Genomic DNA, 12,038 nt, shown 5'->3' on the forward strand with positions numbered 1-12,038 from the left:
ATCCTCCTGTCATTTACAGTTCAATGTTGACGATTGTATCTTCGTTCATCTCTTTCAGCAGGTTTTCACGCAACGCAGCAAGGTATTTATCAACGTCATCCTTGCTCTCCAGTCTCCACGATGCTGTCTTGGCAACCGTCTTGATGGAGATGTTCTTCGTGGTGCGCACCTTATATTCCGGCTGCGCTTCTGCCATCTTTTCTGCCGATTTCACGGTCTCGCCACGTTTTTTCGCCTCTTCTTCCTGACGCTTACGCTCTGCTTCGGCCTTTGCCGCTGCTTCTTTTGCAAGGCGGTTATCTTCTTCCGTCATCTCATTGAGCAGTCGCAGTTTCAAGGTTTCTGCCTTATCTGCATAGCTGCGCAGAGTGGAGACATTGTTGCAATGCTCCGCACCGTCCATGATCTCCCCGAACAGTTCCAGATAGCGGTTGAATTTTGCATCTTTATATGGCTTGGTGTTCAATACTTCAAACACTCTGCTTTGATCCTGGCTAATGGAATCCTTGACCGGCTCTGCCTGCTCATCCAAAATGCGCATGTAGCAGTGCATAAACTTTTCGCGCAGTTCCGGCAGCTTCGGGATTTCCTTATAGGGCTTTGCCATCCGGACGATGGTGCGCATCTTTGCCACTACATCTTCCAGCTCTGCATCCACGATGTAAGTCTTACTGTCTTCGTAGATGTTCAGCATATCCAGTGCACGGGTGAAGATGGTCAGCTGCTCACCGCCAAAGAAATTGCGGACAGGTTCATAGTCCTCGCTAAAATCCATCAGAATGTCCTGCTCGTCAAATACGGTCTTAAAGAATTCCAGCGGTGCCTGAATCTGTACCAATGCGGAAAACCGCTTTTTACCTTTTTTCAGAATTTCTTTTCCGGGATAGGCGTAATTCTCATATTTCGGTTCCAGCCGCTCGATCTCGGTGATCCGATTCTCGCAGTAACGCTGAAAATTTTTCATAATGGTATCTTCATCATCGGCAGGCGGCGTCATCTTGAACAGCTCTTTCATCATGGTGCGGACAGCCTTTTTCTGATTTTCCGGTACACGAACGCGTACTTCCGTCAGCAGCTTATCTACGAACTGCTTCTTTGTGATGTAGCCGATGATTTCCTCTTCGGAGCGGTTATTAAGATTAACACTTTCTCCGTTGACGGTAAAGGACAGATCTCCGCGCTTAAAGAGCCGTGCCACCAGCCAATAAATATCGTCTTCCACAAAGCCATAGGGTGCTTTCATAAAGCGATCCTTGATGGTTTTCATAGAAATCTTCATGTGCATACGGGAATTACCCGCCACAAATTGCAGCACATCACCCAGTGCGTGGACATTGGATTCTCCGGTATTTCCCAGTGCCAGCGACAGCTGGTTGCTGGTCTTGAACATCTTACGGATATCTGCTTCGCCCATCGCTGCGTCAATGTAGGATAACTTGTGATAAACTGTCTGTACAAGTCTGCCAATAGCCTCATTGATGCGGCTGGTTACTTCCTTGCCGGAGGTGTGCAGCACATCGCCATTAACATAGATGGTAGCCTCTTTCAGAGCTTCCGTCAAATAAAGCTTGGCGTTGCCGTTGCGTTCCCGCATCTCCACGCGCTTTGCTTCCTTAATGGTCTCATACTTGGCAAGCCGCACAGAAGTATTCTTGCGCAGGAACCGCTCAATTTTTAAGTATGCCCGCATTTCCCTCAGGAACGCATCATCATTCGGCAGAACCACAATGACTTCCTTGCCCTGGCAGGAGAGCAGTCGCAGCGTACCATCATCGGTGCCACCCTCGTACCACGGGGTCAGCACACGGAGACCTATATCGTAATTCTGGTTTGCCTTATAGGTGCGGTCATCCACTGTCTGATTGAAGGAGAACGCATACCGTCCGCCAAAGCTGGGGTACTGATACTTCTTGCTGGAGAAAATGTCCTCATAAATCATCTCCGCGATCTTCGTGATGACTTCCGACATCTCCACATTTTCTTTTTCGATTTCATTGTTGATTTCCTGTTCCTCATCGGTCAGGAATACATAGATGGATCCATTCTTCTGGATCAGCATCTGGCGCATCAGCACTTTCAGAGCATCTTCCACCTGCGCTTTCATAGAGATACGGTCATCATCAATGCTGGTAATCATCAGGCTGACGATGTTGTCCACATTAGCTTCGATTTCCAGAACATATTTAATCAGGAAAAGAGTCTTCAACACATTGATAGAAAAGACATCTTTTTCCTTCTTTTCCAGGTTGATGTAGCTGTTATCATAAGCGCGAATGAGCACGCTGCTGTGGCTGTGGTCAAGGAAGTTCTCCAATGCATCATAGAACCGATAGAACGGCACGATGGTTCCCATCTCATCGTCCATCAGCTGCATGGCTGACTCCTTGAACAGAGCCAGCATGGAACGTTCACCCTCGGACAGGTGCTTACCGGATGCACCGTGGGTACGGATGCTGGTCAGCACACTGGCAAGCAGATTGAACTGGTACGGAACAAAAGGATAAACCTCTGCAAAATCTTCTGCATTGGCATACAGCTTTTTCTCCACACCATCATTGAATACAATCAGATTTTTGATGATGGTCGCTTTCTGGTCATAGAGCAGACGCAGGCTCTGTGCTGCTGTCTCCGTCTTATCCAGAATACGCTTTTTGATAACAGCATCTACGTTGGCAGAGGACAGAGAAAGACGTGTATCGAAACGTCCCTGAATCTTAGAAAAGTCGTTACCTTTCACCTTGGTGATAGAGTCGATGTCCTGCTGGCTCGTTACGATCACCCAAGCTTTTCCCATACACTCCTTGCCCAGTTCTTCTGTCACTGTCTGGAGGTTCAGCATCAGCTTGGAATCATCACCGATGTACTGACCAATCTCATCCACAAGGAAAACCACATGGTGGTTGTTACCTTTTTTCTCAATATAGGACTTTACACGCTTGGCAAAATCCTCAATACTGATCTGGTAGCTCTCAGTTGCTTTCTCGCACCAGTTGCGGGCAGCCGATTCGCTCATGAAGTCCATGTCAGAAAGGACATCGACAACAGAATCCTGAATGAAATCGAAATCCTGACGAGAGCTTTCCCACGGATCGCCATACTCTTCTTCAAACTTTTCCTTAAACCTCTCAAAACGACCTTCCTCGGAAAGCCTGTCCTCCAGGTCGGCAAGGTGCGGCATAGAACCGCAGAAGCCCTGCATCTCATTGAAAACCTTCAGGAACACGTTCACAATGGCATCTTTGTTTTCCTTGCCATTAGAATCGCTTTTGGAATCAATGTTGAAAAGAATTACGTCCGATGGGGTGTTCGCTGCCAACTGCATATCTGCCAGCACTATCTGATTGGTAATCTTCTGATCCTCGATAAAGTAGTCGATGGCATATTTGTCTCCGACCTGTTTATTCTGAAGCAGATAGGACAGAATTTTCAGAAAATGAGATTTACCACTTCCAAAGAAGCCGGAAATCCAGACACCCATTTTCGATGTAGTTCCCTGAATACCTTTTTTATATGCTGCAAAGAAATCTGCAAAATGCCTCTGAAGCTCACGGGTCACAACGTACTCTTCCTGCTCCTGCACCACATTCGTCTCTTCACCCTGACCGACAATGATAACGCCCTGTATCTCACGGTCAATTTTCTTTCGGAACATGTCCTTGATCTGCATAACAGTTTCCTCCATCCATTACTTTGCCAATCGGAATGCCCGGTAATAGTTATCATCTTTAATCTCATTAAACAGAATCAGCTCCTGCTCATTATAGGTTCCCGGAAAGAACATCACTACCGGGCAGCGCACAAACGCCTGATGCAAGTTGTTAAGCACCTTGTGGGAACGCAAAATCGGATAGCACTTGCCAATGCCGGTCAGAAATACGACTGCATTCTCCGGCGTATGTTCTTTGATATATCGCACGATCAGGCTGTCATCGTCATTCACTTTCATAGAGTTGGACACTGCCTTGACAATACGCTCGATCCCCCGCTTTTTTTCAAAGTCATAGCACTTCTCCATGAAGCTTTTCTTTTTCAAAAAGTCGATGATGATATCATACAGGTCAAAGACCACAAACTCAAAATCATCATCACCCCGATCATTCTTGTTTTTCATATACTCTATGCGTTCCCGAACTTCCAATTCCTTTTCCGGTGTATAATCAAACACCCAATAGTTGACCTCATTTGCACGACCTGTTCCTTTTCGGAAAGACGGCTTATGGATTGCAAGCTCCATCTCATCCAGTCTTTGGCTTAAATCCATTTCATCTTACCCCCGTCAGTGTTTTTACCATGATGCCAAGATCATGGTCATAAAGCCAATGCTCAAATGCAATATCAAGAATTGGCTTCAGTATTTTTCTTGTACCGTTTGTCCGGTTGCTCTCTAAAAGTCCCGCTTCATAAAGCTGTGTTTTATAGCAGGAACCGAGGCGGCGCAGCGTATAGTCTTGAAAAGAAGCCACCTTCTCGCTCTGTTCCTGCTTATTTTTGAAGAATATCCGAATATCCGCATCTGTCAGCTCATCGGAACCAAGAATCATTTTTTCCCGCACTACTTCATACACAAAATCAAAGAACAGCGTGTCATGCAAAAGAGCCGCAGTCAGCACGAATAATTTTTGTGTAGCAAGATCACTGCTCAAAAAGATTGGGTAAAAGCTTTCATCTAATGTCTTGATACGGGCAGTTACTGTAGAATAAATCTGCCGCGCTCGTAATTTTGTCGGCGCGCCATAGATGTTTGTCTCTTCATTCAACTTTTTAATGTCCGCAAAGCTCTTACTCTCGCTCAAAAGCTGCACAGTCTTCCGAAATTCCATGAACCAGAACAAAAATTTCACAGCCCCGGCACTATACGGTTTTCTTTTCATCTTCGTTCTCTCCATTTCCGGATTTTGTTTTAATGTATTTGCCGCTTTTGACTCTACCATCCTTCGGCTTTTCTGCGTTAATAGGAATGAGCCATTGATGGCCTAAGCGCTCGGCACCATCAATTCGCCCTTCCGTGCATAATGTCTGTACTCTCCTCGTGCAGATTCCCCATTTTTCAGAAACCTGCTTAATCGTCATGAAATCCATACGGAACCTCTTTTCCGATGTCTAAATTCACTTGCAGCAAGTTAAAATCTCTTATCTAGATTCTACTCCAAGAAACGAACAAAATCAATCAAAAGTTCTTCCAAATTTTGAACGTTTTTTTTAGCACCACTCTTCTGCAAGCAGGGCTTTCATGACACGAAAGCGATTTTCTGCTTGTTGGGGAAACTCCCTAATCCCACCAGTAATTTGACCACTATAAACCCATAAATTTCCGTTCAAATTCCATCAAAACCGAACAAGCCCAGACAGAATTTGGGTATAGAAAAAGCCCGGAAAATGGCGTATTTCCGGGCTTTTTTAGCATTTTGAAGTTGTCAATTATCTCTTTGAGAACTGCGGTGCTCTTCTTGCAGCTTTTAAGCCGTACTTCTTACGCTCTTTTGACCTGGGATCTCTTGTAAGATAACCCGCCTTTTTAAGAGCCGGACGAAAGTCGGCATCAGCACGCAAAAGCGCTCTTGATATACCATGCCTTATAGCACCTGCCTGACCTGTAAATCCGCCTCCATGTACGTTTACACGCACATCAAATTTTGAAAGCATCTCAGTAAGCACCAGCGGCTGGCGTACTATAACCTTAAGTGTTTCAAGTCCAAAATAATCATCAATATCTCTTTTGTTTATAGTAACTTTACCTGTTCCGGGTAAAAGATATACTCTGGCAATGGATTTTTTTCTTCTGCCTGTTCCATAAAGTTTGTTGTCAACCATTATTTTTATCTCCTTTACCTTTTAATTTCCAGCACTTCAGGTTTCTGTGCCTCATGTTTATGCTTATCACCTGCATACACATGAAGTTTAGTATACATCCTGTTTCCAAGCGGTCCCTTTGGCAACATCCTCTTAACTGCAAGCTCAACAACCCTCTCAGGCTTGTTTGCAATCATATCTTTAAGCTTGGTCTCCTTCATACCGCCTACATATTCGGAATGTCTGTAGTAAATTTTCTGATCAAGCTTCTTGCCTGTAACCTTAATTTTCTCTGCATTTATAATTATAACATAATCACCACAGTCAGCATGCGGTGTAAATATTGCTTTGTTCTTGCCTCTCAATACGGCTGCAACCTGTGAGGCAAGCCTTCCAAGTATGCATCCGTCTGCATCAACGACATACCATTTTCTGTCGACCTTGTCCGGATTCGGCATAAAAGTATTCATATTTTGACCTCCATTAATGATCTCATATATCTATATAAACCATAAAAACCGGTACTGACAGCACCTTATTCGATATTATTAAAATAATGCCTTTTCGTATATGAATTATATAAATATATATACACTAAAATATTCTCACAATCATTTATTAAAGCTAATTTTTAAACTGATTTTATATAACCGCTTTAACTAATCTTATATACATAAGCCTATTATGTAAAGATCCGACTGTCATTACAGACAATGCTTTCCGGGGCATTGGAATAAGCAAAAATCTCTAACGCTACAGCTTGTAATTATACATTTTACTGATATTCCTGTCAAGCATTAACTTTTTTGAAAAATTTCTACTTTAAAAATTTTTTCAAAAAATACAAGCCAGCCTTAACTACAATCTATTTAATCTGCTATCATTTCAGCAATATCCTCTATTGAGATTTTATAAATAGCATCCTTCATGCCGTTTCTTACAAAGGCATCATACACTGCTTCCCTGCTATAGGCACATCCTTTTAAAGCTGCCGTTATATCCGCCGCATCAAGTATACTGAAAAAATCTCCATATACGGATGCCGATTCTATCTTACCATGTATTACATCAAGTTTAAATACGATCTTTCCGCCTTCAAATCTTGCACTTCTTTCTATATTAAATCTGGGATTGCTGCCATATATACTTTCCCAGTTATTAAATTTGGAATCTGCCAGAGCTTTTATACACACATCATCTTCATGTGTTATATCATATACTTCACTTCTTTTTGCGCCGCTCAGTATAGATGAAACCATAGCTTCCTTAAAATCTTCAGGCTGTATATCTATACTCTGCCCTTTACTATCTACGGTGTATTCGGATATATTTGCAACTCTGTCCCGTATTGATTTAATACTTTTTGATATTATCTTATAACTGTCAACCGTAGTTGCATTTACCATGCTCTCAATATCAGTATTAAATAAAAGTGAACCATGATGTATTATACTGTTTCCAAGTCTATACTGTGCGTTTCCTGAAATTTTTTTACCATTTATACACAGGTCATTTCTTCCGTTGAACTCTGCCTTTATGCCAAAAGATGCCAGTGCATCTATTACAGGTGATATATATCTTCTGAATTCTATAACATTTTCAGTATTTTTATCAATAAAAGTAAACTGCCAACCTCCCATATCGGTATATATAGTTCCGCCTCCACTCATACGGCGCACTATATTTATATTATGTTCTTTAACATACGGTATATTTATCTCTTCTGCAACATTCTGGTATTTCCCGACCATAATAGTCGGCGAAGTCCTCCAAAACAGAAATACCGTATCATCAAATGTTTTTTTATCTGCAAAGTAATGTTCACAACCGAAATTATAATATACATCACAGGACCCTGTATCAATATAAATCATGTATATCCTCCAAGGCTTCCCATGCTCTGTATGAACTCCTTGCAAGCGGAGCCGAGGCAACATGTTTAAAACCTTTTGCAAGTGCGATTTCCTTATATCTGGCAAAATCTTCAGGGGTTGCATATCTTGCCACCGGATAATGCGCAGGTGTCGGCTGGAGATATTGACCTATAGTAAGTATATCACAGCCGGTGTCAAGAACATCATCAAGCAGCACATTTATCTGTTCTTCAGTTTCACCGAGACCTACCATAAATCCGGTCTTTACTCTCATCTCAGGAGCCTTATCCTTACAGTACCTGAGCACTCCAAGTGAGCTTTCATAACCTGCCTGCGGTCTTATCTCCTTTTGCAGCTCCTTTACGGTTTCAACATTGTGATTAAGCACATCAGGTTTAACTTCAAGGACTATATCAAGTGAATTGCGGTCTCCCTTCATATCTGAAATAAGAGTTTCAACAGTTGTGTGAGGACAAAGCTCTCTTATGGCATTTACCGTATTTGCAAACTGCCGTGCACCTCCGTCAGGCAGATCGTCTCGTGTTGAACATGTAAGCACAACATGCTTAAGGTGAAGATGCTTTACCGCCTTTGCCACATTCTCAGGCTCCTGCGGGTTTGGAGGCATAGGTCTGCCGCAGCATACATTACAGAAGCGGCAGTTTCTTGTACATATACTACCAAGTATCATAAAGGTAGCTGTATGCTTGCGGTAACATTCTCCAAGATTGGGACAGTTTGCCTCCTTACATACAGTGTTTAAGTTAAGATCTCTCATAAGTTCCGCAACTTCGTCTATCGCTTCCTGATTATACCTTACTTTAAGCCAATCGGGTTTTTTCTCTATCATAATAGCCTCCTTAAATATAGTTGTGCATCCTGTTACAAATTTATACAGCCTCCTGCTTTTCCTCTACCAATGCCACAGGCAGCAGTACATCCACTGTATCGCCTTCTTCATAAAGTTTTGACTTAAGTACACCGTCATATGAAGATTCAACCTGTGTTACAACCTTATCCGTTTCTATCTCATAAACAGGCTCGCCTGATTTTATCTCATCTCCCACTTCCTTAAGCCATGCACATAAAACAGCCTTTTCCATCTCAGGTCTAAGTTTAGGCATTAAAAGTTTCTTTTCCATAATTAAATCCTCGCTTATATATTTTTTTATATTTATATCTTATATTTATAAATCTGCACCGTTTTATAGATAAACATCATTGAGTGCTTCCCGTGCGAAACCGCATGGACTTTATACTGCCCTATATGATTTTATTTATACACACTTTTCATCTAATTGTGCCACAAGCTTCTTAAACTGCTTTACACCGCTATTATGCAACTTTAGATATTATAGAGACAGCATGCAGGGCTGCTTAATTACATGACTGCCAAATCACTGTTTATTAAATCATTTTACATAATAAGCTGCATTAAAGTCTCTTTATCAGCATTAACCTCATCTACACTTTTAGCTTTATCATTTACATTTTCTAAAACCAATGAAATATTTTTTTCAAATACATCAGGGTCAAATCTGGCACCGTCAAATATAGATGAAGCTTTGCACCGGTCAATAAAGGAAGAAGTAATTTTAAAATCACTTACAATGCCCTTCTTTGCACTGTATGATATCTCAATAGGAACATTTTTAAAAACTCCCTCCCTTTTAAACTCAAAAGCCGGTGTCTTTCCCCATGTCCATTCCCAGCTTTTATATTTCTCATCGGCAAGCAGCTTAATCTTTTCCGTATGCTCCGACTCAAGACGTATATATCTCGTCTTTTCCCGTACGAGCTGTAAAAGAAACGCCTCACAGAAAGCCTCTATATCCGGTTTTACATGCTCCTTACAGGTACTTTGAGTCTCCATAGCGGTATTTATATTATAAATCTCATTATCTTTACAAACAGCATACTTAAAAATGTCCTCATCATAAGTATTTTTTCTTGCCGTCATGCCGTCCGGAGTAAAATATTCATTTATATTTGTTACTCTGCATATAGCGGATTCCGAAGCGCTGGTTGCAAAATTGTTGCTTTTATTTTTTGTGGTTATCTCATCAAGCAGTGCAAGCTCCGAGCTAAAAAGCAGGGTTCCATGGTGAAGTACACGCCCGCCTGAAACTTTCTGTGCACTTCCTGATATTTTCCTGCCTTCAATCGCTATATCACATAGGCGATCATGACATGCAGGTATGCCCAGATTATTAAGTGCCCTTACTACACGTTCCAAAAAGTATTCATAATTAACAAATCCGCCCTCAAACCTGTCTCTGGCACAGACCATAGTATAGTTTACATTACCCGAGTCATGATAAACCGTACCCCCTCCGCTCATTCTGCGAATTACAGGTATGCCCGCTTTTCTAAGTGCATGAATATTAACTTCCCGGCATATATTCTGATAACAGCCTACTACAACAACCGGGCTGTTTCTCCATATAATTACCAAATCATCATTATTAAATACATTAAAAATATATTCTTCAAATGCCTGATTGTAATATGGATCATATGAATCATTAATAAAAACAATCATTATGATTACCAATCTTTTTTCGCTTTATTTATTAAACCAATATAATAAATATAATGGCATTGCTATAATTTTATCATTTTTAAGGCTGTCAGTCAATGTATTTTAAAGATTATATACTGCATTTTATGCTTTAAAACACTTTTTTATTCTCGTTTTTTGGTATAAATATACAACCAATTACAAACTCCTTAATAATCCTCTTGTAAATTCAGTAGTAATTTTTATATTTAATCCATATATTCTATTTCAACAAGTGTCAGCCCTTTTGCAGGCATGGTCTGACCTGCCAATCTCCTGTTTTTTGCAGCAAAAATCTCTTTTATATATGAGGGAGGATATACTCCCATACCTACTTTTATAAGTGTTCCTGCAATTATTCTTATCATATTATATAAAAAACCGTCTCCGCTTATTGCTATCGTTATCATATCATCATCTTTTAATACCTCAAGCAAATGTATGGTTCTTACCGGGGACTGTGCCTGAGTTTTCTGAGAACAAAAGCTTGTAAAATCATGTGTCCCTATAAAATATCCTGCCGCTTCATTCATCTTGTCAATATCGAGCCTGAAATAACAAAAATGTGCATACAGTCTTTCCGTAGGTATATTTATTTTTCTGTTAAGTATCCTGTATATATAAGTTTTGATACAATCACATTTTCTGGGATGCCATTTTTTCTCAACCTCATAGGATTCCTGTATCCTTATATCATCAGGAAGTCTCTGATTAAGGGCAAATGCAAATTTTCCCGCATCCATCTTCATATCTGTATCAAAGACTGCTACATTTCCAAATGCATGTACACCTGAATCGGTACGGCTTGCACCTATAACCTCTATTTCCTCACCGCACAAAGAGGAGGCTGCTTTGTTAAGCACCTCCTCTATTGTAACACCGTTTGGCTGTTTTTGCCAACCACAGTAATTTGTGCCATCATATGACACTATAAGCTTTATTCTTCTCAATGCACACATAATGTTAAATACCGCCTGAATTTAAATATACTCTAAGTGAAATATTGTTAAAAGTCAAAATAATATGCCAAGTGCAATCGCCGCAAAAAGATATATAAATAAAACACAATAAGCTATATAATCAGCTTTTTTATATATAAGCGGTTTCATTTTGGTTCTTCCGGCACCGCCATGGTAACACCTTGCCTCCATTGCCATAGCAAGGTCGGTAGCTCTCCTGAATGCTGATATAAAAAGCGGTACAAGCAGAGGGATCATAGCTTTTGCCTTCTGTATAAGATTGCCTTTTTCAAAATCAGCTCCTCTTGCCATCTGTGCTTTCATTATTTTATCGGTTTCTTCTATAAGCACAGGTATAAATCTGAGTGCTATAGACATCATCATCGCTATCTCATGTACCGGAACCTTTATAACTTTAAGAAAACCAAGCCCCTTTTCAAGACCGTCAGTAAGTGCATTCGGAGTGGTTGTAAGAGTCATAACGGATGAGCCTATCATAAGATATATAAGCCTTAATCCCATAAAAAGTGCAAGGATTATCCCCTGTCTTGTAGCTTTAAATATCCAGATTTTAAACACGACATCACCCTCAGTAAGAAATATATTAAACCCTACACTGACCAGCAGCAACAGCACCACTGTTTTAAGTCCTCTTACCATAAACTTAAACGGTACCTTTGAAAGTAAAATTACTCCTAATAAAAAAGCAGTTGAAAGTATATATCCCGGAACCGAATCGCCTATAAAAAGCGCTATTAAAAAAATCATAGTCCCAAAGAGCTTAACTCTGGGATCAAGTCTATGTAAAACTGAGTCTACCGGATAATACTGCCCTAAAGTTATATCCCTTATCAT

Annotated in this window: 12 protein-coding genes; all 12 read right to left on the minus strand. The window is 40.8% G+C overall.

Annotation, left to right across the window (positions count from 1 at the left end):
- Positions 1-13: 13 nt before the first annotated feature.
- Positions 14-3,667 (minus strand): BREX system P-loop protein BrxC, encoded by a 3,654-nt coding sequence (brxC, locus tag HMPREF9333_RS00440; protein ID WP_156797221.1) that lies wholly within the window; start codon positions 3,665-3,667, stop codon positions 14-16.
- An 18-nt stretch (positions 3,668-3,685) separates the two neighbouring features.
- On the minus strand, positions 3,686-4,261 hold the full coding sequence (locus tag HMPREF9333_RS00445; RefSeq protein WP_005539008.1) for a DUF1788 domain-containing protein: 576 nt from the start codon (positions 4,259-4,261) through the stop codon (positions 3,686-3,688).
- Position 4,262: 1 nt separating this feature from the next.
- Positions 4,263-4,871: a DUF1819 family protein gene (locus tag HMPREF9333_RS00450; RefSeq protein ID WP_040882006.1), complete on the minus strand. Its 609-nt coding sequence runs from the start codon at positions 4,869-4,871 to the stop codon at positions 4,263-4,265.
- Complete coding sequence (locus tag HMPREF9333_RS00455) at positions 4,852-5,079, minus strand: helix-turn-helix domain-containing protein (protein WP_040882007.1); 228 nt, start codon at positions 5,077-5,079, stop codon at positions 4,852-4,854. The genes HMPREF9333_RS00450 and HMPREF9333_RS00455 overlap by 20 nt, the downstream gene beginning before the upstream one ends.
- A 339-nt stretch (positions 5,080-5,418) precedes the next feature.
- Positions 5,419-5,811, minus strand: a complete 393-nt coding sequence (gene rpsI / locus HMPREF9333_RS00460; RefSeq protein ID WP_005539010.1) for a 30S ribosomal protein S9 — start codon at positions 5,809-5,811, stop codon at positions 5,419-5,421.
- Positions 5,812-5,825: 14 nt separating this feature from the next.
- Complete coding sequence (gene rplM / locus HMPREF9333_RS00465; RefSeq protein ID WP_040882008.1) at positions 5,826-6,260, minus strand: 50S ribosomal protein L13; 435 nt, start codon at positions 6,258-6,260, stop codon at positions 5,826-5,828.
- Positions 6,261-6,659: 399 nt separating this feature from the next.
- Positions 6,660-7,664 (minus strand): lipoate--protein ligase, encoded by a 1,005-nt coding sequence (locus tag HMPREF9333_RS00470; RefSeq protein WP_005539012.1) that lies wholly within the window; start codon positions 7,662-7,664, stop codon positions 6,660-6,662.
- The gene (gene lipA, locus HMPREF9333_RS00475) at positions 7,651-8,514 is read right to left on the minus strand and encodes a lipoyl synthase (RefSeq protein WP_005539013.1); all 864 of its coding nucleotides are present in this window, start codon (positions 8,512-8,514) and stop codon (positions 7,651-7,653) included. The genes HMPREF9333_RS00470 and lipA overlap by 14 nt, the downstream gene beginning before the upstream one ends.
- A gap of 40 nt (positions 8,515-8,554) precedes the next feature.
- Entirely contained in the window at positions 8,555-8,806 is a 252-nt protein-coding gene (locus HMPREF9333_RS00480) for a biotin/lipoyl-containing protein (RefSeq protein ID WP_005539014.1), read from the minus strand.
- Between the two features lie 275 nt (positions 8,807-9,081).
- Positions 9,082-10,206: a lipoate--protein ligase family protein gene (locus HMPREF9333_RS12060; RefSeq protein WP_005539015.1), complete on the minus strand. Its 1,125-nt coding sequence runs from the start codon at positions 10,204-10,206 to the stop codon at positions 9,082-9,084.
- Between the two features lie 227 nt (positions 10,207-10,433).
- Positions 10,434-11,174 (minus strand): tRNA pseudouridine(38-40) synthase TruA, encoded by a 741-nt coding sequence (gene truA, locus HMPREF9333_RS00490; RefSeq protein ID WP_040882056.1) that lies wholly within the window; start codon positions 11,172-11,174, stop codon positions 10,434-10,436.
- A 63-nt stretch (positions 11,175-11,237) separates the two neighbouring features.
- Positions 11,238-12,038 (minus strand): energy-coupling factor transporter transmembrane component T family protein, encoded by an 801-nt coding sequence (locus HMPREF9333_RS00495; protein ID WP_005539017.1) that lies wholly within the window; start codon positions 12,036-12,038, stop codon positions 11,238-11,240.

Source organism: Johnsonella ignava ATCC 51276 (assembly GCF_000235445.1).
In the GTDB taxonomy this organism is placed as follows: domain Bacteria; phylum Bacillota; class Clostridia; order Lachnospirales; family Lachnospiraceae; genus Johnsonella; species Johnsonella ignava.

Excerpts from the sequence above, each read along its gene's own strand:
- HMPREF9333_RS00445 (WP_005539008.1), bottom strand. The coding sequence starts at position 4,261 with ATGGATTTAAGCCAAAGACTGGATGAGATGGAGCTTGCAATCCATAAG.
- HMPREF9333_RS00450 (WP_040882006.1), bottom strand. The coding sequence starts at position 4,871 with ATGAAAAGAAAACCGTATAGTGCCGGGGCTGTGAAATTTTTGTTCTGG.
- rpsI (WP_005539010.1), bottom strand. The coding sequence starts at position 5,811 with ATGGTTGACAACAAACTTTATGGAACAGGCAGAAGAAAAAAATCCATT.
- lipA (WP_005539013.1), bottom strand. The coding sequence starts at position 8,514 with ATGATAGAGAAAAAACCCGATTGGCTTAAAGTAAGGTATAATCAGGAA.
- HMPREF9333_RS00470 (WP_005539012.1), bottom strand. The coding sequence starts at position 7,664 with ATGATTTATATTGATACAGGGTCCTGTGATGTATATTATAATTTCGGT.
- brxC (WP_156797221.1), bottom strand. The coding sequence starts at position 3,667 with ATGCAGATCAAGGACATGTTCCGAAAGAAAATTGACCGTGAGATACAG.
- HMPREF9333_RS00480 (WP_005539014.1), bottom strand. The coding sequence starts at position 8,806 with ATGGAAAAGAAACTTTTAATGCCTAAACTTAGACCTGAGATGGAAAAG.
- HMPREF9333_RS00455 (WP_040882007.1), bottom strand. The coding sequence starts at position 5,079 with ATGGATTTCATGACGATTAAGCAGGTTTCTGAAAAATGGGGAATCTGC.
- rplM (WP_040882008.1), bottom strand. The coding sequence starts at position 6,260 with ATGAATACTTTTATGCCGAATCCGGACAAGGTCGACAGAAAATGGTAT.
- HMPREF9333_RS00495 (WP_005539017.1), bottom strand. The coding sequence starts at position 12,038 with ATGATAAGGGATATAACTTTAGGGCAGTATTATCCGGTAGACTCAGTT.
- HMPREF9333_RS12060 (WP_005539015.1), bottom strand. The coding sequence starts at position 10,206 with ATGATTGTTTTTATTAATGATTCATATGATCCATATTACAATCAGGCA.